At 72.0% G+C, this 22,035-nt stretch carries 18 protein-coding genes; 7 read left to right on the top strand and 11 right to left on the bottom strand.

Annotated features, from left to right (window positions below):
* Window positions 1-36: 36 nt before the first annotated feature.
* Window positions 37-1,077 (bottom strand): polysaccharide pyruvyl transferase family protein, encoded by a 1,041-nt coding sequence (locus tag HNQ70_RS17785; protein WP_183970285.1) that lies wholly within the window; start codon window positions 1,075-1,077, stop codon window positions 37-39.
* A gap of 7 nt (window positions 1,078-1,084) precedes the next feature.
* Window positions 1,085-2,062: an NAD(P)H-dependent flavin oxidoreductase gene (locus tag HNQ70_RS17780; RefSeq protein WP_183970283.1), complete on the bottom strand. Its 978-nt coding sequence runs from the start codon at window positions 2,060-2,062 to the stop codon at window positions 1,085-1,087.
* Between the two features lie 220 nt (window positions 2,063-2,282).
* Here HNQ70_RS17780 and HNQ70_RS17775 point away from each other — a divergent pair, with 220 nt between their 5' ends.
* Window positions 2,283-2,666, top strand: coding sequence for a VanZ family protein (locus HNQ70_RS17775; RefSeq protein ID WP_183970281.1), 384 nt, complete (start codon window positions 2,283-2,285; stop codon window positions 2,664-2,666).
* A gap of 258 nt (window positions 2,667-2,924) precedes the next feature.
* Window positions 2,925-3,554, top strand: a complete 630-nt coding sequence (locus tag HNQ70_RS17770) for a CHRD domain-containing protein (protein WP_183970279.1) — start codon at window positions 2,925-2,927, stop codon at window positions 3,552-3,554.
* A gap of 28 nt (window positions 3,555-3,582) precedes the next feature.
* On the opposite strand, the gene HNQ70_RS17765 is transcribed toward HNQ70_RS17770, so the two are convergent.
* From HNQ70_RS17765 to trxC, 4 genes are all read right to left on the bottom strand, one after another.
* Window positions 3,583-3,945 carry an AtuA-related protein gene (locus HNQ70_RS17765; protein ID WP_183970277.1) on the bottom strand — a complete coding sequence of 121 codons (363 nt, stop codon included), beginning with the start codon at window positions 3,943-3,945 and terminating at the stop codon, window positions 3,583-3,585.
* A 2-nt stretch (window positions 3,946-3,947) separates the two neighbouring features.
* Complete coding sequence (locus HNQ70_RS17760) at window positions 3,948-5,309, bottom strand: acyclic terpene utilization AtuA family protein (RefSeq protein WP_183970275.1); 1,362 nt, start codon at window positions 5,307-5,309, stop codon at window positions 3,948-3,950.
* Between the two features lie 11 nt (window positions 5,310-5,320).
* Entirely contained in the window at window positions 5,321-6,169 is an 849-nt protein-coding gene (locus HNQ70_RS17755; RefSeq protein ID WP_183970273.1) for an acyl-CoA thioesterase, read from the bottom strand.
* A gap of 254 nt (window positions 6,170-6,423) precedes the next feature.
* A complete protein-coding gene (gene trxC, locus HNQ70_RS17750) occupies window positions 6,424-6,864 on the bottom strand; it encodes a thioredoxin TrxC (RefSeq protein ID WP_183970271.1) in 441 nt (146 codons plus the stop codon).
* Between the two features lie 152 nt (window positions 6,865-7,016).
* Between trxC and HNQ70_RS17745 the strand changes: the two genes are divergently transcribed.
* Window positions 7,017-8,732, top strand: coding sequence for an AMP-binding protein (locus HNQ70_RS17745; RefSeq protein ID WP_183970269.1), 1,716 nt, complete (start codon window positions 7,017-7,019; stop codon window positions 8,730-8,732).
* A gap of 84 nt (window positions 8,733-8,816) precedes the next feature.
* Here the strand turns inward: HNQ70_RS17745 and HNQ70_RS17740 are convergent, their stop codons facing one another.
* Window positions 8,817-9,107 carry a hypothetical protein gene (locus HNQ70_RS17740; protein ID WP_183970267.1) on the bottom strand — a complete coding sequence of 97 codons (291 nt, stop codon included), beginning with the start codon at window positions 9,105-9,107 and terminating at the stop codon, window positions 8,817-8,819.
* A 242-nt stretch (window positions 9,108-9,349) separates the two neighbouring features.
* On the opposite strand from HNQ70_RS17740, the gene HNQ70_RS17735 reads away from it, so the two are divergent.
* From HNQ70_RS17735 to HNQ70_RS17725, 3 genes are read left to right on the top strand one after another with little or no spacing between them, the layout of a single operon-like run.
* The gene (locus HNQ70_RS17735) at window positions 9,350-9,928 is read left to right on the top strand and encodes a TMEM165/GDT1 family protein (RefSeq protein ID WP_183970265.1); all 579 of its coding nucleotides are present in this window, start codon (window positions 9,350-9,352) and stop codon (window positions 9,926-9,928) included.
* A 55-nt stretch (window positions 9,929-9,983) separates the two neighbouring features.
* A complete protein-coding gene (locus tag HNQ70_RS17730; protein WP_183970263.1) occupies window positions 9,984-11,003 on the top strand; it encodes an SLAC1 anion channel family protein in 1,020 nt (339 codons plus the stop codon).
* Window positions 11,000-12,199 (top strand): MFS transporter, encoded by a 1,200-nt coding sequence (locus HNQ70_RS17725; protein ID WP_183970261.1) that lies wholly within the window; start codon window positions 11,000-11,002, stop codon window positions 12,197-12,199. Before HNQ70_RS17730 ends, HNQ70_RS17725 begins: the two co-directional genes overlap by 4 nt.
* A gap of 13 nt (window positions 12,200-12,212) precedes the next feature.
* Here HNQ70_RS17725 and HNQ70_RS17720 read toward each other — a convergent pair whose 3' ends face one another.
* The 4 genes from HNQ70_RS17720 to HNQ70_RS17705 all read right to left on the bottom strand — a co-directional run bounded on the left by HNQ70_RS17720 (window position 12,213) and on the right by HNQ70_RS17705 (window position 19,277).
* Window positions 12,213-12,761, bottom strand: a complete 549-nt coding sequence (locus tag HNQ70_RS17720) for a flavin reductase (protein ID WP_183970259.1) — start codon at window positions 12,759-12,761, stop codon at window positions 12,213-12,215.
* A gap of 21 nt (window positions 12,762-12,782) precedes the next feature.
* A complete protein-coding gene (locus tag HNQ70_RS17715; RefSeq protein ID WP_183970257.1) occupies window positions 12,783-14,714 on the bottom strand; it encodes a M48 family metalloprotease in 1,932 nt (643 codons plus the stop codon).
* Window positions 14,715-14,919: 205 nt separating this feature from the next.
* On the bottom strand, window positions 14,920-18,444 hold the full coding sequence (locus HNQ70_RS17710; protein ID WP_183970255.1) for a pyruvate carboxylase: 3,525 nt from the start codon (window positions 18,442-18,444) through the stop codon (window positions 14,920-14,922).
* A gap of 206 nt (window positions 18,445-18,650) precedes the next feature.
* Window positions 18,651-19,277 (bottom strand): DUF4136 domain-containing protein, encoded by a 627-nt coding sequence (locus HNQ70_RS17705; RefSeq protein ID WP_183970253.1) that lies wholly within the window; start codon window positions 19,275-19,277, stop codon window positions 18,651-18,653.
* 12 nt (window positions 19,278-19,289) lie between these two features.
* On the opposite strand from HNQ70_RS17705, the gene pepN reads away from it, so the two are divergent.
* Window positions 19,290-22,016: an aminopeptidase N gene (pepN, locus tag HNQ70_RS17700; protein ID WP_183970251.1), complete on the top strand. Its 2,727-nt coding sequence runs from the start codon at window positions 19,290-19,292 to the stop codon at window positions 22,014-22,016.
* The last annotated feature ends 19 nt before the right edge of the window (window positions 22,017-22,035 follow it).

The raw sequence follows: 22,035 nt of genomic DNA, 5'->3' as shown, positions 1-22,035 counted from the left end.
GCGCGGGATGCGCTGGCGGGGCCAGCCGCGCGCCGCTCAGGCGGCCGCGGACAGCGCCGCGTAGCCCCGCGCGCATTCCGCCGCGAGCCGGCGGGCCGTACGGCTGCGAAGCGCGGGAGCCTCGCCCAGCGCGGCCAGCAGGGCGTCGCCGGCTGCGTCGATGTCAGCGACACGGTCGAGCGGCGCCGGCTCCCATGTGCGCGCGAAGGATGCGTGCTTGCCCGGGCGCCGGGCGCTGCCAGGCTCCAGCCCCACCCGCGGCAGCGCGAAGGCCATCGCCAGGATCCGCCCGTGCAGGCTGCTGCCGAAGTAGCCGCGGCTGGACGCGATCAGCGCGCAGATGTCCCACAGACCCGCGCCTTCGAACACCCGCACGCGCAGCCCTGCCAGGCGCAAGGCCAGCCGGTGCAGTGCTGAAAGCTCGTCATGCCAGGGCGCCATGCCCGCGCGGAACAGGGCGATGCCGAGACCGGTGGCAGACGCCACGCGCCGCAGCACCGCGGCCAGCGCATCCAGCGAGGCGTCGTCGCCCGCTTCGGCGGCGAACTGCACCGACAGGTAACCGCCGGGGACGGCTTCGCGCAGCCGCGCCAGCTCGCCCCGCAGGGCGTGGCGGCGGATCCGCGGACCGAAGAGACGGGCGGCGAGCAGCGCACCGTCCGGCGCCAGGCGGGCGTCGACGCCTGCGGCCTGCGCCCAGGCAAGTGTCCGGGAGTCGCGCACCGTGACGAGGTCGGCCTCAGCGAGCCGGGCTGCCGCCTGGCTGCGGAGTGCAGCGGCGCAGTGCGGGAGATCGACGCCGCCGACCGCGTGGTAGAGCACGCGCGAGCCGGGCGGCAGCAGTGCCCGCGGCGCCAGGAAGGGAACGGCGGAGCCGGCGCCGATGGTCCGGCGCACCCAGGCGCGCCGTACCGCCGGCCGTGCTTCCAGGTAGGGGATGACATGGGCGGCCTCGCCAGGCGGCAGCAGCATCGCCGCCGCCAGGTGCGGGAACAGCAGGTCGCCGAAGTTGTGCCGGTCGAAGGCGCCGAACAGGACGACGGGCCGCCCCGCCCTGCCAGCGCCTACGCCGGCCATGCCGGGATCAGCCGCGGCTCATGCCCGCCAGGCGCTTGTTGATGATCTCGTCGGCCTGCGACATGATCCGGTCGACCAGTTCCTTGCAGCTGGGGATATCGTGGATCAGGCCCGCGACCATGCCGCAGCTCCAGGCGCCCGCTTCCATGTCGCCGTCGATCATCACCTTCGGGTAGATGCCTGCGACCTGGTCGACGATGTCGTCGATCTTCAGCGCGTCGCCCTTCTCGCGCTCGATCTGCAGCAGGCGGTCGACGCCGGAGTTGTTCAGCACCCGCTCGGTGTTGCGCAGCTTGCGCATGATCAGGCGCGTGTCGAGTTCGCTGGCGGCAACGATCGCCTTCTTCACGTTCTCGTGGATCGGCGCCTCTTTCGTGGCCATGAAGCGCGTGCCCATGTTGATGCCCTCGGCGCCCAGCGCCAGCGCGCCCACCAGGCTGCGGCCGTCGGCCATGCCGCCGGAGGCGATGAAGGGGATCTTCAGTTCCTCGGCGGCGCGCGGCAGCAGGATGAAGTTGGGCACGTCGTCCTCGCCCGGATGGCCGCCGCACTCGAAGCCGTCGACGCTGACCGCGTCGCAGCCGATCGCCTCGGCCTTCAGCGAGTGGCGCACCGAGGTGCACTTGTGGATCACCTTGATGCCGGCGGCCTTCATCTGCGCCATGTAGGCCTCGGGGTTGCGGCCCGCGGTCTCGACGGCCCTGACGCCGCCCTCGATGATCGCCTGGATGTACTCCGGGTACGGGGGCGTGGCGAAGGTGGGCAGGAAGGTGAGGTTGACGCCGAAGGGCTTGTCGGTCATCTCGCGGCAGCGCGCGATCTCCTTGGCCAGCAGCTCGGGGGTCTTCTGCGTCAGGCCGGTGATGATGCCCAGGCCGCCGGCATTGGACACCGCCGCGGCGAGCTCGGCGAAGCCGACGAAGTGCATGCCGCCCTGTACGATGGGATGTTCGATGCCGAGCATTTCGGTGATGCGAGTCTTCATTTCTTCTACCCTGTGATCCGTTGTGGGAAACGCGCCCCCGGGCGCGGCGCTGCGTTGGCGCGTGCCGGACCCGGGCTCCGCCGTGATGCTACCGCAGCGGCCTGCCCCGGGCCCCGGGCCCGGTTCCGGGCGCTGCGTTCCGGACACGCGCCCACGATCCGCCCACGCCTCCGATCCGCCCACGCCTCCGATCCGCCCACGCCCACGATCGACTCTCGCCATGCCCGACCCGTCCGCTTCCATCGACCGGGGCACGCTCGCCCTGCGCATCGGATTCATCGCCGCGCTGGCCGCGGTGCTGCTCCTCTCGCTGCTGCCGCCGTCCTCGCTGCCCCCGGTGCAGACCGGCTGGGACAAGGCCGATCATGCGCTCGCCTGGCTGGCGCTGGGCCTGCTGGGAATGCTCGCCTGGCCGCAACGCAAGGGCGCGGTGCTTGTCGGCCTGGTCGCCTACGGCGGTGCGGTCGAGCTGCTGCAGGGCATGACCGGCTGGCGTCAGCCCGAGTGGGCCGACCTGCTGGCCGACGTGCTGGGGCTGGTGGCGGCGGTGCTGGTGTTCGGCGCAATGACGGCTCTTGCACGCCGGACGCGGCGCGGGGCTTGAGCGGGCACGACGGCGCAGCGTGATCGGGCGAGCCATCCCGTCACGGCTGGTGCCCGCCCCCGCTGCCGGCCGCGCAGCGGCCGAACGCTGTCGCCCCCCTTTACAGCCGCGCGGCCGGCGCCTGCGCGGCAAGCACGCAAGCCGTTGAAATTGCAGCCAATGCTCTGCAGCGGCCCGCTTCGTGCATGCGCTCCCGGGCAGCACCGACGAATCCCGGCGCACACGGCCGACCGGGCAGCCGCCCCCTGGAGGAAGATCATGAAGCCGAGTTCCCTGGTCGCCGCGCTCGCGGCAACGGTCCCCTTGCTGCTCGCCACCCCTGCCGCACACGCGGCGGTCTTCGTTTACGAAGCTGCGCTGTCGGGCCCGAACGAGCAGCCGCCCAACGCTTCGCCTGGCACCGGCTGGGCCACCGTCACCTATGACGACACGGCGTTGACGATGCGCGTCGAGGCGCAGTTCAGCGGGCTGCTGGGCGTGGTCACGGCTGCCCACATCCACTGCTGCACCGTGGTTCCGATGACCGGCACCGCGGGCGTCGCGACGACGACACCGACGTTTACCGGATTCCCCAGCGGAGTGACCGCGGGCAGCTACGACGAGACCTTCGACCTGACCCTGGCGTCGAGCTTCAATCCCGCCTACCTCACGGCGAGCGGCGGAACGCCCGGATCTGCCACGGCCGCGCTGTTCACCGGCGTGGCCGAAGGCAGGGCCTACTTCAACATCCACACCAACCTGTTTCTGGCGGGCGAGATCCGCGGTTTCCTGCGGCCCTCGAGCGTCCCGGAGCCCGGTTCGCTGGCCTTGTTCGCGCTGGGCGCAACGGCGCTCCTGGGCGCCGCAGGACGGCGGCGCGGACTTCGCGCCGACCCGCCCGCGGGCTGAACGCAGCCGCGGCCGGCAGGAACGGCGCTCAGCCCGCGCCGCTCTCCGGCCAGTTGCGCAGCTCCCCCGCCAGCGCCTCGGGAACCTCCACCTCGAAACCGAGAATGGCCGCGGACAGCGCCTTGCCGTAGTTGTCCAGGCACAGGCTGCGCGACACGCCGCCGCCCAGCGCGCCGTGGCAGACGAAGTTCAGCGCCTCGATGTTGTCGCAGGGGTAACGCAGCACTTCACCCTTGATGGCGCCGCGGTAGTGCGCCCTGAAGCGCTCGGCGGTGAGTTGCTCGCGCAGCAGCCCGTAGAGCGCCGGGGTGTAGGCGAACACCGCGATGTTGGAGGTGTCGCCCTTGTCGCCGGAGCGCGCGTGGGCCAGGTGCTGCAGGGGGACGCGCATGATCAGCTCTCGAAGTACGTGACGGTGGCCGGCACCTTCTCGCGCGGCACCAGTGAGGACCAGACGCCGATGATCTCGCGGGTGCGGTCCTGGTGCGGCACCCGCTTGCCGGTGTGCGCCACGCCCGAGACCGCCATGCCGTCGACCTCGCGGCCCACCTTGGCCGCGTCCTCCCGCGTGCGGGTGCGCGCCGCGACCCGCACCGCCACCTCGTAGGGCTCGGGCGCGTCCGGCGGCGTGGCCTCGCCGTGGATCGCGTTCAGGCCGAGGAAGTCGATGCGCACCTCCTCCGCGTCGAGCTTCACGATGCGAAAACGCTCCTCGAGGATGCGCTTCGCGAGCCGCGCGCGGCGCAGCGCGCCCGGGCCGGCGTAGAAGAACATGTCCTCGCCGATGAAGCCCTCGGTGCAGCCGATCGACACCTTGAGCGTGGGCGTGCGCGGCTTGCCGCCGATGCCCGAGACCCGCACCCGGTCGGGCCCGACCTGCTCCAGCCGCGCGGTGGTGAAGTCGACGACCACGTCCGGCGTGATGTAGTTCGCCGGGTCGTGCACCTCGTAGAGCATCTGCTCCTTGACGGTCTGCAGCGTGATCGCGCCGCCGGTGCCCGCCACCTTGCCGAACACCGCGCTGCCGTCGGCGGACACCTCCGCGATCGGGAAGCCGAAGTTCCAGGGCTCGGGGACGTCCTTGAAGCCGGGGTCGGAGAAGTAGCCGCCAGTGACCTGGGCGCCGCACTCCAGCAGGTGGCCGATGCCGCTGCCCGCGCCAAGCCGGGCGTGGTCCAGCGGATCCCAGCCGAACTCGTGCATCATCGGCGCGAGGAACACCGACGGGTCGGCGACCCGGCCGGTGACCACGATCTGCGCGCCCTCCCGCAGGGCCTGGACGATCGGCTCGGCGCCGAGGTAGGCCTCGGCCGAGATCAGCGTCGGCGCCAGCGAGGCCGTCGGCGCGCCGTTCTCCAGGATGCGGTCGGTGAGCTCCAGCACACGGTCGGTGATCAGGCTGCCGTTGACCGCCGCCACGCGCACGCCGTGGAAGCCGAACTCGCGCAGCCAGTGGACGATGCGCTGCGCTGCGCCGTCGGGGTTGATCCAGCCCTGGTTGGAGACGATGCGGGTGCCGCGGCGCATGCAGGCCGGCAGTACCGCGCGCATCCGGTCATCCAGGTAGCTGTCGTAGCCGGGGAAGCTCGGATCGCGGCGCGCCCGGACCTGGGCGGCCGACACCGTGGCCTCGGCCATCGTCTCGAAGCACAGGTAGTCGAGGTCGCCCTGCTCCGCGTTCAGCGCGGCGGGCTCGACGCGGTCGCCCCACCAGGCAGCGCCGGAACCGATGCGGATCACCTTGTCGGCGGCCATATACGGTCCTCCTATTCCTTGAACCAGACGATCTGGTGGGTGGTGGCGAGCAGGTCGCCGTCGTGCGACCAGATCTGTCCCTGCTGGTCGAAGAAGCCCGCCGACACGACCTGGCCGTGCGCGGTGGCGAGCACGTGGTGCGCGCCGTGCCGGGCGATCGCCTCGCCGCTGCGATGGAAGTAGACGTTCAGCGACACCGTGCCGATCGGCACGAACTTCGGCCGCCGCAGGTAGAGCCGCGGGAAGAACACGTCGCAGATCGCGGCCAGCGACGCGAAGTCCAGCGGACGCGGCGGCAGGTCGCCCACCCACAGGTGGGTGACGCTGTCCTCGTTCTCGTGCATCGGCTTGCCGCGCACGTAGCGCATATCGTAGTGCGCGAGCCAGGGCAGGTCGGTGCGCCCGCGCACCCGGTGGCACTGGTCGGCCGGCGGCGCCGGCGGCGGGCTGGCCTCGGTCAGCGAGTAGGTGTCGCGGCGCAGCGCGAAGACCGCGATCGCGCTGATCGCCACTTCGCGATCCGGGCCCTGCACCAGCTCCATCGACCAGTGCTGCGTGGTGCGGTTCGAGCGCACCAGCTTCGTCTCGATGACGTAGCCGCCCTCGCGCACCGGCCCCGCGTAGTTGACGGTCAGCGACAGCGGGTCGCCCAGGCGCTGCGGCTGGCGCAGCACCGACTCGAGCATGACCGCGGCGGTGATGCCGCCGAAGGGTCCGACCTGGTTCCAGTACTCGGGATGGGTGGCGCCGCGCAGCCGGCCTTCGCCGGCAGCCTCGAGACGGATGGCTTGGTCGAAGGGATGCGCCGCGCCTGCCTGCGGGAGGTGGGCGGGGTCGGCCAGGATGTCGGAAGAATGCATGTCGGAAGAAGGAAGGATGCCGACGACCCCTGCGTATGGCTGGCGTCAGGCGGGCTCCGGCTGGCGTGCGGCGCCTTGCATCGGCGCACGGAGATTCACGCGGGGCACGGCCGGCCTGCTCGTCGTTTGCTCGCAGTTTGCGCGGCGCGGGGGCTTCGAGGCGGAGCGCCGATGGTACTGCGCGGGCGCCGGCTGCGCGCCGCACGCGCCCGCCGCCGGCGACCGGCGTCGACGTTTCCGGCACGCAGCCGGGCTCAGCCGCCCGGCTGCGCCGCCAGCTGCTGCTCCACCCAGCGCACCAGGTCCCGGGCCGGCATCGCGCCGCTCACCCGGGCCAGTTCGCGGCCGCCGGCGAAGAGCGCCAGCGTCGGGATGCTGCGGATGCGCAGCCGCGCGGACACGCCCTGCGCCGCCTCGGTGTCCACCTTGGCGAACAGCACCCTGCCCTTCATCGCCCTGGCCGCCTCCTCGAACTGGGGCGCCATCGCCCGACAGGGGCCGCACCACTCGGCCCAGAAGTCCACCAGCACCGGCAGCTCGTTGCGCGAGACGAAGCGCTCGAAATGGGCCTCGTCAAGCGCCAGCGGCCGGCCGTCGAGCAGGGGGCCGCCGCAGCGGCCGCAGACCGGCAGGTCGTCGACGCGCTCCTGGGGCACGCGGTTGACCGCGTCGCAGTGGGGGCAGACCAGTTCCATGTGGGGGACTCCATCGGATTTGCAGTCGATATCGGGGCAAGCCCGCGGAAGTCAAGCCGGCATGCCCGCGCTATGCTGACGGCGCCCCCGGCGGCCGACCCCGGGGAGCGCAGGCGCCGCAGAGCGCCGGCCGACACGACACAGGAGACACGATGACCGAACCCACCCTGGCCACGGCTCCGCCCGAGCCTGCTGCCGCCGGGCGCCCCTGGCTGGCCTCTTACCCGGAGGGCCTGCCCGCCGAAATCGACGCCGACGCCTACCCTTCGCTGGGCGAGCTCTTCGAGGAGGGCTTCCGCGCCCATGCGCAGCGCGACTTCGCGGTCTGCATGGATCGCACCATGCGCTTCCAGGAGCTGGAGACGCTGTCGAACGCCTTCGGGGCCTGGCTGCGCCAGCAGGGCGTCGCCCCCGGCGCAAGGGTGGCGGTCATGCTGCCCAACGTCCTGCAGTTCCCGGTGGCGATCGTGGGCACGCTGCGCGCCGGCTGCGTGGCGGTGCCGGTCAATCCGCTGTACACGCCGCGCGAACTGGCCCACCAGCTGACCGACTCGGGCGCGGAGGTGCTGGTGGTGCTCGAGAACTTCGGTCACACCGCGCAGCAGGCGCTCGCCGGCACGCAGGTGCGCCACGTGGTCGTGGCCGCGATGGGCGACCTGCACGGCTTCGTCAAGGGCGCGCTCGTCAACCACGTGGTGCGACGGGTGCGCAAGCTGGTGCCGCCGTTCTCGCTGCCGGGTTCGGTGCGCTTCAACGAGGCGCTCGCGCAGGGGCGGCGCCACCGCTTCGAGCCGGTGGCGCGCACCGGCGCCGACCTCGCGCTGCTGCAGTACACCGGCGGCACCACCGGGGTGTCCAAGGGCGCGATGCTCACCCATCGCAACCTGGTGGCGGCGATGATGCAGATCTGCGCCTCCATCGAGGTCGCCGCGGGCCTGAAGAAGGTGCCCAGCAGCGGGCTCACCCTGGTCACCGCGATGCCGCTTTATCACATCTACGGCCTGGGGGCCCTTTGCCTGCCCTCGATCCGGATGGGCAACTGCCTGCTGCTGATCCCCAATCCGCGCGACATCCCGGGCTTCGTCGCCGAGTTGCGCAAGCGTCCCTTCCACGCCGTCCCGGGCCTGAACACCCTGTTCAACGGTCTGATGGCCAACGAGGATTTCCGCCGGCTCGACTTCTCGAGGCTGATCTTCACGCAGGCCGGCGGCATGGCCACCCAGCAGTCGGTGGCCGACCGCTGGCAGGCGCTCACCGGCTGCGTGGTGCAGGAGGGCTGGGGTCTGTCTGAGACTGCGGCAATCGGCACCAACAACCCGGCCAACGTGGCCTCGCACACCGGCGGCATCGGCATCCCCCTGCCGTCGATCGAGATGCGGGTGCTGGACGACGAGGGCAGGGAGCTGCCGCCGGACGCGCCGGGCGAGCTCTGCATTCGCGGACCCAACGTGATGCCCGGCTACTACGGACGGCCCGACGAGACCGCACGCGCGTTCACCGCGGACAGCTTCTTCCGCACCGGCGACATCGGCACGATGGACGCGCGCGGCTGGTTCCGGATCGTGGACAGGAAGAAGGACATGATCCTGGTCTCCGGCTTCAACGTCTTTCCCAGCGAGATCGAGACGGTGGTGTCCTCCCACCCAGGTGTGCTGGAATGCGCGGCGATCGGCGTGCCGGATGAGGCCACCGGAGAGGCGGTGAAGCTGTTCGTGGTGCGGCGGGATCCGGCGCTGTCCGAGCAGGACCTGCGCGCGCTGTGCCGCGCCCAGCTCACCGGCTACAAGCAGCCGCGGCACATCGAGTTCCGCGAGGACCTGCCGAAGTCGCCGGTGGGCAAGGTGCTTCGCCGCGAACTGCGCGAATGACCCCGGACGCTGGAAGGCGCCGCCGAACAGCGCGCCGCTGAGCGCGGCGGACGGCGGGCGTCCGCCCGTCCGCAAACCCGCCCGTCAGTGATCCTCGGTGCGGGTGCGTTCGTCGTCGGCGAGGTGGCCGGTATCCGGATCCACCCAGGCGGGCACGCCCAGCAGGTCCTCGGCCTCGCGCACCGCATCCGACTCGTCCCCGCCGGCCTCCCAGCCGTCGTCGCTGCGCTCCATGTCGGCCACCGCTTCGAGGAGGGTCTCGAAGGGGCCGTGCTCGCGCCCGCCTTCGATCGGCTGCCACCAGAATCCGTCCGGGCGCTCGATGATCCGCGTCGTGTCGAATCCGGCGGGTGTGGTGGGAATGGGCTTGCTCATCGGAACGTCCTCCCTTCGAGGGTCGGTGCCCTGGGCCCCGGCCGCGAACCGGCCGGGGCGAGACCGATTGTGGTCCCGAAGCGCCCGCCTCATCAAACCCCTGCGGGCCGATAGAATGGCGGGTTTTGCCGGTCCCGGGCCGCCCGTTCATACAGATTCCGGGCCGGCCGGCCGGCCGCCGTCGGGGCCGCCCTCTAGGAGGGCCGCCTCGAAGCCCCCCTCGAGCCCCCTCGGAGCCATCATTGGAATCCTTTCTAGTATCGACCGGCATCGTCGCGCTCGCCGAGATCGGCGACAAGACCCAGCTGCTCTCGTTCCTGCTCGCCGCCCGCTTCCGCAAGCCGCTGCCGATCGTCCTGGGAATCCTGGTCGCAACGCTGCTGAACCATGCGCTGGCCGGCGCGCTCGGCACCCTGGTCACCGCCTGGATGGGTCCGGAGGCGCTGCGCTGGGTGCTGGGCGTCTCCTTCATCCTGATGGCCGCCTGGATCCTGGTGCCCGACAAGCTCGACGCCGACGCGGACGGGCAGCTGCCCCGGCTGGGGGTTTTCGGCGCCACGCTGGTTGCCTTCTTCCTGGCCGAGATGGGCGACAAGACCCAGGTCGCCACGGTGGCGCTGGCGGCTCGGTACGGAGAGTTCGTGCTGGTGGTGCTGGGCACCACGCTCGGAATGATGCTGGCCAACGTGCCGGCGGTGCTGCTCGGCGGGCGCATCGCCGAGCGGATGCCGGTGCGGCTGGTCCACGGCGTGGCTGCGGTGGTGTTCGCAGTCCTCGGCGTGGTCACGCTGCTGGGCGGCGCTGACGCCCTGCTGTCCTGATGTCGCGCGCCGCCACGACGCGGTTTCCGACCCGACGAAGCACATGGAGTTCCCGATGACCGCCCGCAAACCGTCCGGCCAGTCCCATGACGCCCCTCCCCTGGCCCACCTCGGGCCGCAGTGGTTCGCTCCGGTGATGGGCTGGTCCGGCCTCGCGCTGGCCTGGCAGCAAGCGGGCGACCGCTTCGGGTCCGCCGCCGACGCGGTGGCGCTGGGCTGCGGGCTGGTCGCGCTGAGCGTGTTCCTGGTGGTGCTGGCGGCGAGCGTGCTGCGCGCGCTGCGCCATCCCGGCGCGCTGGCCGAAGACCTTGCCCACCCGGTCCGCCATGCCTTCGTTGCCGCGCTGCCGGTGTCGATGCTGCTGCTGGCGACGCTCGGGGTGGCCTTCTACGGACCCGGCGCCGCCACCGTCACGCTCTGGCTGGCCGGCCTGGCCCTGCAGGCCTGCGTCACCGCCTGGGTGGTTTCGCGCTGGCTCTCCGGGAAGCTGGTGTGGCCGGCGATCACGCCGGTGCTGTACATCCCCGTCGTCGGCAACCTGCTGGCGCCGCTGGCGGGCGAGCCGCTGGGATGGCCGGCGATGTCCTGGTTCTTCTTCGGCATCGGCGCCTTCTTCTGGCCGGTGGTGACCGCGATGGTGCTGGTGCGCAAGGTGCTGCAGCCGCTGCCCGACCGGCTGCAGGCCTCGTGGTTCATCACCATCGCGCCACCGGCGGTGGCGGGCAGCGCGGCGCTGGCGCTGGGCGCGCCCGAAATGGCGGCGCTGGCCCCGCTGGGCGTGGCCGCGGTGTTTGCGTTCGCCTCGGCCACGCGGGTGCCCACGATCGCGCGCCAGCAGTTCGCGATGCCCGCCTGGTCGGTCTCCTTCCCGCTGGCGGCGCTGACCGTGCTGACGCTGCGGCTTGCCGAGGACGCCGCCCCGGCGCTGGGCAACATCGCGTCGATCCTGCTCGCGATCAGCTCGGTCGTGCTGGCCGGGCTGACGCTGGCCACGGTCAAGGGGCTGCGCGCCGGCACCCTGCTGGCCCCCGAGCCGGTGGCGACCATCTCGGTCGCTCCCGGCCCGTCGAAATGAGCACGCCGGCGCACGAAGCGCCGGCCGCCGAAGGGCACGTCTCCGAGCGCGCAGCCTCTGCCGCCTTCCTGTTCGGCAACTTCGTCATCGGCGTCGGCGTGATGATCGTGCCGGGGATGCTGAACCAGCTCGCCGAGAGCCTGCAGGTGTCGGTGCCGACCGCCGGGCAACTGCTCGGCCTGGCGGCGCTGGTGATGTGCATCGGCGCGCCGCTGACCGCGGCCTTCACCTCGCACATCGACCGCCGCCGCCTGCTGCTCTTCTCGATGGCCATCTACTGCGTCGGGCATGCCGCCTGCGCCTTCGCGCCCGACTACGCGACGCTGGCGGTGCTGCGCCCGCTGAGCGTGCTGGGCGCGGCGATCTTCACGCCGCAGGCGGCTGCCACCATCGGCCTGATGGTGCCGCCGGAACGGCGCGGCCATGCGCTGACGACCATCTTCCTCGGCTGGTCGCTCGCATCGGTGGCCGGAATGCCGCTGGGCAGCCTGATCGCGGGTCACCTCCACTGGCGGGGCGGCTTCGTGCTGGTGGCCGTGCTGTCGGCGATCGCAGCCGTGTGGATCGCGCGGGTGGTGCCGCGCGGCCTCACCGTGCCCAAGCTGAGCCCTGCCTCCTGGCTGCAGGTGGCCCGCAGCCGCCGCCTGACCATGCTGCTGGGAGCCACCCTGGTGATGGCCAGCGGCCAGTTCATCGTCATGGCCTACATCGCGCCGAGCCTGCGCGCCAGCACCGGCGCGTCGCCGACGGTTCTGGCAGCATTCATGGCGGTCAACGGCGTGTTCGGCGTGATCGGCAGCACGCGGCTGGTGCGCCGCATCGGCCGCACCGGCCCCGACCGCGCGGCCAACGAGGCGATGGTCTCGATGCTGATCGGGATGCTGCTGTGGTCGGTGGCGGCAAGCCTCGCGCTGCCCTGGCCGGTGATCGTACTGTCGATGGCCTTCTGGGGCTTCGGCGCCTTCGCGTCGAACTCCGCGCAGCAGGCCCGCCTCGCGGGCTCGGCGCCGGGGCTAGCGTCGGCCTCGATCGCGCTGAACTCGGCCGGCATGTACGCAGGCCAGACGATCGGCGCCGGCATCGGCGGTCTGGCGATCGCTGCGTCCGGCTACGCGCTGCTCGGCTGGCTTGGCGCTGCGGTGCTTGCCGCCGGCCTGTGGCTGTCGATCCGGGCCGATCGGCTGCCGCACCGCTGACGCGCCGCGGGTCTCACTCGGGCGGGTCGTGCGCCGCGCAGGTGGACCGGAACTCGCCCTGCTGGAAGACCAGCCCCTGGCCGGGAACCCGCGCGCAGCGCAGCACCTCGCCGATAAACAGGACGTGGTCGCCGTGCCGGTGATGGGTGCGGGTTTCGCACTCGAACCAGGCCAGCGCGCCTTCGATCAGCGGCACGCCGTCGATCCCGGTGTGCGAGGCGACGCCTGCGAAGCGGTCGATGCCGGAACGCGAGAAGCGCCGCGCCAGCCCAAGCTGGCCGGCCGACAGCACGTTCACCGCGAAACGCCGGGCGGCGAGAAAGGTGTCGAGGCTGCGCGATCGCGCCCCCAGGCTCCAGAGCACCAGCGCAGGCTCGAGCGACAGCGAATTGAAGCTGTTGACCGTCAGGCCCACGGGACGGCCGTCGCCCGACAGGGCAGTGACGACGGTCACGCCCGTGGCGAAGCTGCCCAGGCACGCGCGCAGGTGCCTGGCGTCGGAGGCCGGGTGCGATGAGAAGGACGGGAGCCGGCGGAACGGGTGTGGGGAGTCAGCGTCCACCGAGTGTCGAAGCCTGAGATTTCAGGCGTCAAGATACACAAGCGTGGGGGTGCCCGCAAACGCATCGCCCGACTCGCGTTTCGAGACTCGCCCGCGTGACGGAGGCAGCGGCACGCCCCAGGCGAAGCACAGCGCGCGCAGCACTGCCGCCTGCGCCGCGCGCGCATCGGGATGGGTGTTGCGATCGCCGAGCAGGGCCGCAGCCAGGGCCTTGACCGCGCGCGCCTGGTCGAGCGTCTGCAGCAGGGCGATCACGCGGATCGCTGCGATCAGTTCCCTTGCGTCCAGCGCGCCCGGCGGCGACCACAGCGACCAGCCCCAGTAGGCGCTGGCGCGCTCGAAGGCGCGGGTCAGCGAACGCAGCGAGCGCGGCAGCCGCGAACGATGCCAGTCGAGCGCCGCCCGGATCAGCAGCGCCAGGGCCGCCGAGGCGTCCACCGGCTCGCCCGCGCCGCCCTGCGTGCGGCGCCAGCGGACCAGCCCCTGCCCCGCCCAGTCGCGCAGCCTGCGCGCCCTGAGCCGGGCAACCGCGCCGATGCGAGCCCGGGCAATGCCGCTGCCCTCGCCGATCCGGTCGACCATCGTCAGATAGAAGACGAACTCGAGCAGGGTCACGCGCGCATCCGCCTCGACCAGCCGGCGCGCTTCGCGCAGCAGCTCCGTGCGGGCCTGCGGCGGCTCGTTGCGCAGGGTGGCGGCAGCGAGCTCCAGCAGCGCCTGGCGCGCTGCCGACGGAAGCGTGTCGGGCGCGATCGCGAAGACGTCCCGCGCGCCCGGCAACCTCAGCTCCGCCGCACGGCCCGGGGCGAGCAGCGCGAGCGCGACCGCGCGGGCTTCGGCCGGCCGCCGGACCGCTGCCGCGGCGACGTGCCAGCGCAGCGGCCAGCGATCGCTGACCGGCCCGGAGTGCATCGGCGCGTTGGCCAGCAGGCTGCGTCCAGCGATGCGCCGGATGCGCTCCGGGATCGGCGGATGGGTGACGAAAGGGCGCGCCCGCCGCTCGGGCGAGACGAACCAGCCGTGCGCGGTCAGCGCCCGCATCGTGGCAGCGTCCGCACCCGTGGCACCGCCCGCCGCAGGCGGGGCGAAACGCGCCGCCGCCGGCGCGGGCCGCTGGGCCTTGCGCAGCGCGCTCGCCAGCGCCTCGGGCACCCGCGTGATCCGGATGGCGGTGGCGTCGGCCCTCAGTGCGCGGCGCCGAGCCGCCCCGGCCTGCATCGAGAGCGCCGCGAGCATCCCGAGGCTGCCGGCGCCGGCCAGCAGCAGCCCGACTGCGCGAAGCAGCCCCTGCCGGGCGCGGCGCCTGCGCGCCGGCCCCTGGGCCCGCGCAGCGCCGGCCGGAGTACGCAGCAGGACAAGGCCCGCGTCGTAGGCGCTGCGCAGGCCGCCGGCGAACTCGCCGAGCGCGAAGGCAGGCCGGACGTCGCCGTGCAGGATGTGCGCGAGGACATGCGCGAACACCCCCTGGAGCTCCTCCCGGGACATCTGCTCGACCGCCCCCCGGGTGAAAATGACGACCGCATCGCCCGGCGTGCGGCCAGCGGCGCAGGCGTTGATCGAGGTGTCGGCGTCGAGCAGGCAGAGCATCGGCACCTGGGTGCCCGCGGCGATCGCGATCTCGCGGGCCACGTCGCAGAGCCGGCGCTCGGCGGGATCGATCGGATCCGGCACCACCGCGCGCGCGCCCAGCAGGCGCGCCACTGCGATGCCGCCATCGGCCAGCCGGCGCCGCTGGCGCAGCACCTCTGCCATGGCAAGCGCAAGGGCCAGCGCCGCCGACACACCCGCTGCCAGCGCCAGCACCGTCGGCGAGGCCGAGGGCGCAAGCGCCGACACGACAAGAGCGACCAGAACCCCCGCGAACGCGGAGGCCATCGTGGCAGTCAAGGCGAAGCGATGCCGCAGACGACGGCCGCTGCGCGTTGCCTCGACCTGGCGTGCGAAGAATCTCAAGTATCGATCCGGCTGGGTGGAACCGCTTCCCGTCATTCTGGAAACGGGGTCCTGCCGGGTCAAAAGGCGCGGGCCGAACGGTGCGCGCGGGCGTATGGGTGGCACGGGCGCGGAGGGGCGCGCGCCGAGGGGCGCCGGCGCGAGGCCGGCGCAGGGCCGGCCAGGGGTCGCGACGCCGGCGCTGCGCCGGCCCCGGGTCGAGCTGCTACTTCGACGCGTAGTCGAGCAGCAGGTCGTGCGCGGCGATGGTTTCGCCGGGGCGCACGTGGACCGACTTCACCGTGCCGTCGCACTCGGCCCGGATCTGCGTCTCCATCTTCATCGCCTCCAGCGACACCAGCGGGTCGCCGGCCTTGACCGCCTGCCCGGCCTTGACGGACACCGTCACCACCATGCCCGGCATCGGCGCCGGCACGTGATTGGGGTTGCCCGGCTCGGCCTGCGGCTTCTTCGGCGCGGTCTTTGCGCCCGCCTTCTCGACCCGCACCGTGCGCGGCTGGCCGTTGAGCTCGAAGAACAGCCTCACCACGCCATCCTCGTCGACCGGCGCAACGCCCTGCAGGCGCACCACCAGGGTCTTGCCCGGATCGATCTCGATGCCGACCTCGTCGCGCTCCACCATCCCGTAGAAGAACGATTCCGTGGGCAGCACGGCGACGTCGCCGTAGTGGCGGCGGTGCTCGCGATACTCGCGATAGACCTTCGGATACATCAGGAACGAGGCCAGGTCGGTGTCCGAAACCTGGTGGTCGACCGCCTTCTCGGCATCGCGGCGCGCCGCCTCGAGGTCGACCTCGGGAATGGTGTCGCCCGGGCGGTAGGGCGCCGGCGGCTCGGCCTTGAGCACCTTGCGCGAAAGCTCCGCCGGGAAGCCGTCGGGCGGGAAGCCCAGCTCGCCGCGGAACAGCGACACCACCGACTCGGGGAAGGCGACTTCGCGCTTCGGGTCGACGATGTCCTTGGGCGCCAGGTCGTTGGCCACCATCGACAGCGCCAGGTCGCCGACCACCTTGGAGGTGGGCGTGACCTTGACGATGTCCCCGAACAGCTGGTTGACCTGGGCGTAGGCCTCGGACACCTCGGGCCAGCGATGCTCCAGGCCCATCGCGCGCGCCTGCTCACGCAGGTTGGTGTACTGCCCGCCCGGCATCTCGTGCTTGTAGACGTCGGCGGTGCCGGAGCGGATGTCCGACTCGAAGGGCACGTACAGCTTGCGCACGCCCTCCCAGTAATGCGAGATCGACTGCATCGCAGCGAGGTCGACGCCGGACGGCGAATCGCCGTTGCGGCAGGGATCGCGCGGATCGCCGGCCAGCGCCGCGACCACCGCGCTCAGGTTGGGCTGCGAGGTCAGGCCGCTCATCGAGTCGAGGGCGCCGTCGACCGCGTCGACGCCGGCATCGATCGCCGCGAGCACCGAGGCCGCCGCCGCGCCGCTGGTGTCGTGCGTGTGGAAGTGCACCGGCAGCCCGGTCTCCTCCTTGAGCGCGCGCACCAGCGCAGCGATGGCGCGCGGGCGCGCCAGTCCGGCCATGTCCTTGATGCCCAGCACATGCACGCCAGCCTTCTGCAGCTGGCGCGCGATGCCGACGTAGTACTTGAGGTCGTACTTGCGGCTCGTGTCGAAGAGGTCGGCGGTGTAGCAGACCGCGCCCTCGCACAGCGCGCCGGACTCGACCACCGCGTCGATCGCCACGCGCATGTTCTCGACCCAGTTCAGAGAGTCGAATACCCGGAAGATGTCGACGCCGTTCTCGGCTGCCTGGCGCACGAAGAAGCGCACCACGTTGTCCGCGTAGTTGGTGTAGCCGACCGCGTTCGATCCGCGCAGCAGCATCTGCAGCATGGTGTTCGGCATCGCGCTGCGCAGACCCGCCAGGCGCGCCCAGGGATCTTCCTTGAGGAAGCGCATCGAGACGTCGAAGGTGGCGCCGCCCCAGCACTCCATCGAGAACAGCCCCGGCAGCAGCCGCGCGTAGTGCGGCGCCACGCGCAGCATGTCGATGCTGCGCATGCGGGTCGCGAACAGCGACTGGTGCGCATCGCGCATCGTGGTGTCGGTGAGCAGCACCCGCTGCTGGTCGAGCATCCAGCGCGAGAACTTCTCCGCGCCCAGCTCCTTGAAGACGGTGCGGGTGCCGGCCGGCGCGGGCGCGGTCAGGTCGGCCTGCGGCAGGATCAGGTGCGCATGCGAGAGGTCGGGCTTGCTGCGGCCCTTCATGTCCGGATGACCGTTGACCGCAACATCGCCTATGTAGCGCAGCAGCCGGGTGGCGCGGTCGCGCCGCTTCGGGAAGCGGAACAGCTCGGGGGTCTCGTCGATGAAGCGCGTGGTGACCGTGCCGGCGGTGAACTTGGGATGGTTGATCACGTTCTCGACGAACTGCAGATTCGTCGCCACGCCGCGGATCCGGAACTCGCGCAGCGCGCGATCCATCCGCCGGATCGCATCGGGGGCGGTCGAGGCCCAGGCAGTGACCTTCACCAGCAGCGAATCGTAGTAGGGCGTTATCACCGCGCCGGAATAGGCAGTGCCGCCGTCGAGCCGCAGGCCGAAACCGGCAGCGCTGCGGTAGGCGGTGATGCGGCCGTAGTCGGGCGTGAAGCCGTTCTCGGGATCCTCGGTGGTGACGCGGCACTGCAGCGCGTGGCCGTTGAGACGGATGTCCTGCTGCGCCGGGCAGGGGCCGTCGGGGTCGCCGATCCGCGCGCCCTCGGTGACGCGGATCTGCGCCCTGACGATGTCGATTCCGGTGACCTCCTCGGTGACCGTGTGCTCGACCTGGATCCGGGGGTTCACCTCGATGAAGTAGAACTCGCCGGTATCGGAGTCCATCAGGAACTCGACGGTGCCCGCGTGCGTGTAGCCGACCGCACGCGCCAGGCGCAGCGCGGACTCGCACAGGGCCTCGCGGCGCGCGGCATCGAGGTAGGGCGCGGGCGCCCGCTCGACCACCTTCTGGTTGCGCCGCTGCACCGAGCAGTCGCGCTCGAACAGGTGCACCACGTTGCCGTGCCGGTCGCCCAGCACCTGCACCTCGACGTGATGGGCGCGGCGCACCAGCTTCTCGAGGTAGACCTCGTCGTTGCCGAACGCGGCGCCGGCCTCGCGGCGCGCCGCGTCGAGCTGGACGTCCAGGTCGCCCTCGGCCTCGATCACGCGCATGCCGCGCCCGCCGCCGCCCCAGCTCGCCTTGAGCATCAGCGGGTAGCCGACCTGCGCCGCCATCGCCTTGGCCGCGGCGAGGTCCGCCACGCGGGCCGCCTCCACCTGCTCCGGACTCGCGTCCTCGGCGAGGGCCGTCTTGGGCAGCGGCGTGGTCGCGGGCATCACCGGCACGCCGGCGGCCACCGCTGCGTTGCGCGCCGACACCTTGTTGCCGAGCGTGGTCATCACCTCGGGCGACGGACCGATGAAGGCGATGCCCGCCTTCGCGCAGGCGCGCGCCAGGTCGGGGTTCTCGGACAGGAAGCCGTAGCCCGGATGGATGGCATCGACCTTGGCCAGCTTGGCGATGCGGATGATGTCGTCGATGTCGAGATAGGCCTGCAGCGGCTTCTTGCCCTCGCCCACCAGGTAGCTCTCGTCGGACTTGAACCGGTGCAGCGAGAAGCGATCCTCGTTCGAATAGATCGCCACCGTGCGAATGCCGAGCTCGGCGGCGGCGCGCATCACGCGGATCGCGATCTCCGAGCGGTTGGCGACGAGCAGCGTATGGATACGGGGCATCAGGGACTCCAGAACGGGCTTCGGACGGCAGGCAGGTGCAGGGCGCGGAGCGCGCGAAAGCGCTGCAGATCTGCACTGCGAATGCTGCGCTGCAGCGTAAACGATCGCAGCCGACGCGGCAAACGCGGAAACCTCGAATGATATCGGCCCCGTGGCCATTGCACCGCATCGCCCGCTCCGCTTTCAGGAGCGGCCCGCGGCGGCGATCAGGGCAGCGGCGTACTCGCGCGCCGAGGCTGGGCCGAGACGCCGGGGAAGTCCTGCAGCACCTGGCGCAGCATCACCGGCAGCACCACGGCGGGATCGGCGCCGAGATCCTCGCTGACCGCGGTGACTTCGTAGACGCGCCTGGGCGGGCGCACCGAGAGGTCATCGATCTCCAGCTTCAGGGTGCGGCGGAACCAGGACTCGTCACGCACCGGCGGCCAGCCGAACGGGATCACCGCCCCGATTCCCCAGCCGGACCAGCTGCCCGACCAGCCGCCCCAGCCAAACCACGGACTGACGGTGGCGGGTTCCAGCACCCGCCGGACCTCGTGCGCCTCGGTGAACAGCAGCGTGACGCCGAACCGCCCCTGCGGCGACTCGGTGAACCCCGCGCGCTGCAGCTCCGGGCGCGCCAGCGCCTCGTGCGCCGCCTGCTCCAGGCTGGCGGCGCGCTGCGGCGGCGGCAGGAAGCGGAAGCTGCGCTGGGCGGCGTCCGCCGGCCAGGCGTGATAGGCGGTGAAGCGGCTGTCCACCGTGCTCGCGCAGCCGCCGGCCAGCAGCGCTGCAGCCAGCACCGCGCCGATCAGGAGCGCGCGCCCCGAACGCTTAGAATCCAGCACCGACACGCGGAATCTCCCATGGACATGGACCCGACTCGCACCATCCATCGCCTCGACTATACGCCGCCGTCATGGCTCGCCGAACGCATCGGGCTCGAGTTCGAGCTCGACCCCCGGCGCACTGTGGTCACCGCGACCACCCGCTACCGGCGCAACCCGGCCGCCGGCGCCGGGCCGCTGGTCCTGGACGGCGAGTCGCTGGAGCTGCTGGAGATCGCGGTGGACGGCACGCCGCTGCGCGACGGCGAGTACGACTGCGGCCCGGCGCAGCTGTCGGTCACCCGGGCGCTGCCCGAGGAATTCGAGCTGCGCGTGGTCACCGCGATCGCTCCCGAGGCCAACACCGCGCTGATGGGCCTGTACGTATCCAACGGCAACTTCTTCACGCAGTGCGAGGCCGAGGGCTTCCGGCGCATCACCTGGTTCCAGGATCGCCCGGACGTGATGGCCCGCTACCGGGTGACGCTGCGCGCCGACCGCGAACGCTTCCCGGTGCTGCTGTCCAACGGCAACCTGGTCGACCAGGGCGACATCCCTGCGGCGGCCGACGGCGCCGCCCGCCACTACGCGGTGTGGGACGACCCCTTCCCCAAGCCCAGCTACCTGTTCGCGGTGGTGGCCGGCCGGCTGGCGGCCACCGAGCGCAGCCTGAAGACCCGCTCGGGCCGCGAGGTGCTGCTGCAGGTGTGGGTGGAGCCCGGCAACGAGGACCGCACCGGCCATGCGATGCAGTCGCTGGTGGAGGCGATCCGCTGGGACGAGGAACGCTTCGGCCTCGAGCTCGACCTCGACCGCTTCATGATCGTCGCCGTCGGCGACTTCAACATGGGGGCGATGGAGAACAAGGGGCTCAACGTCTTCAACACCAAGTATGTCTTTGCCACGCCCCGGCTGGCCACCGACGTCGACTTCGCCAACGTGGAGTCGGTGGTCGGCCACGAGTATTTCCACAACTGGACCGGCAACCGGGTCACGTGCCGCGACTGGTTCCAGCTCACCCTCAAGGAAGGGCTCACCGTGTTCCGCGACCAGGAGTTCTCCGCGGACCGGATGGCCGCCGAGAGCGACTCGCCCGCGGCGGCGGCCAGCGCGCGGGCGGTCAAGCGGATCGAGGACGTGCGCCTGCTGCGCGCCGCCCAGTTCCCGGAGGACGCCGGCCCGATGGCGCACCCGATCCGCCCGGACGCGTACCAGGAGATCAACAACTTCTACACGGTGACCGTCTACGAGAAGGGCGCCGAGGTGATCCGTATGCTGCAGACGCTGGTCGGCCGCGACGGCTTCCGGCGCGGCATGGACCTCTACTTCCAGCGCCACGACGGCCAGGCCGTCACCTGCGACGATTTCGTCGCCGCGGTCGCCGACGCCAACGGCCGCGACCTCGCGCAGTTCTCGCGCTGGTACGCGCAGGCCGGGACGCCCCGGCTGGCGATCACCGGCCGGCACGATCCAGCGGCGCGCAGCTTCACGCTGGAGGTGGCGCAGGCCAGCCCGCCCGACGCTTCGGGCCGGATGCCGGTGCTGCACGTGCCGCTGGCGGTGGGGCTGCTCGACGCACAGGGCCGGGACCTGCCGCTGCGGCTGGCCGGCACGCCGACCGCCCAGGCCGCGCCGGAGGGCTCGGCCGCGCAGGCGCCGGGCACCCTGGTGCTCGAGCTCACGGGACAGCGGCAGTCCTTCGTCTTCGTCGACGTCGACGCGCCCGTCGTTCCCTCGCTGCTGCGCGACTTCTCCGCGCCGGTGATCGTCGATTACCGCTACGAGGACCGCGAGCTGGCCTTCCTCGCGGCCCATGACAGTGACCCGTTCAACCGCTGGGAGGCGACGCAGCGCCTGGCGGTGGGCGCGGTGCTGCGCACGCTCGACGGCGACGACCCTGCGCGGGCTGCGTCGACGCTGGTCGAGGCCCTGCGGCGAAGCCTCGGCGACGAGACCCTCGACCCGGCCTTCCGGGAGCTGGTGCTCACCCTTCCCGGCGAAGGGGTGATCGCAGAGCAGCTGGCGGTGGTCGACCCGGCCCGCCTGCGCGCGGTGCGCGACGCGCTGCGCATGCGGCTGGCCAGCGAGCTGGAGGCCGACTGGCGCGGCGCCTTCGCGCGCATGGGCGACCAGGGCCCCTGGCGCGCCGACCGCACCGCGGCCGCGCGCCGCGCGCTGAAGAACGTCGCACTCGGCTACTGGGTGCTCGCCGGCGCCGCCGAGGCCCGCGAAGCCGCGGCCACACAGTTCGCCAGCGCCGACAACATGACCGACCGGCAGGCGGCCCTGCAGGCACTGGTCTCGGGCGCCGCTCCGCAGCGCGATGCGGCGCTGGCCGCCTTCGCCACCGAGTTCGGCGACGAGCCGCTGGCGATGGACAAGTGGCTGACGATCCAGGCGACGATGCATCGCGCGCCGGGCGAGCCGCCGGTGCTGGAGCGGGTGCGCGCGCTGATGTCGCATCCCGCCTTCTCGATCCGCAACCCCAACCGGGTGCGCGCGCTGGTCGGCAGCTTCTGCAGCGGCAACCTCGCCGAGTTCCATGCGACCGACGGCAGCGGCTACGCCTTCTGGGCCGAGCAGGTGGCCGCGCTGGACGCGCTGAACCCGCAGGTGGCGGCGCGCATCGCGCGCGCGCTGGACCGCTGGCGCAAGTTCACGCCCGAGCGCCAGGCGGCGATGCGCAGCGCGCTGGAGACGCTGGCCGGCCGCGAAGGACTGTCCGGCGACGTGCGCGAGATCGTCGGCAAGGCACTGGCGGCCTAGCGGCAGCGCGAAACACGAA

The sequence above is a fragment of the Quisquiliibacterium transsilvanicum genome, assembly GCF_014202215.1.
Lineage (GTDB): Bacteria > Pseudomonadota > Gammaproteobacteria > Burkholderiales > Burkholderiaceae_E > Quisquiliibacterium > Quisquiliibacterium transsilvanicum.
The sequence above is the reverse complement of the archived record's forward strand: the minus strand, read 5'-3'. Positions and strand labels throughout refer to the sequence as shown.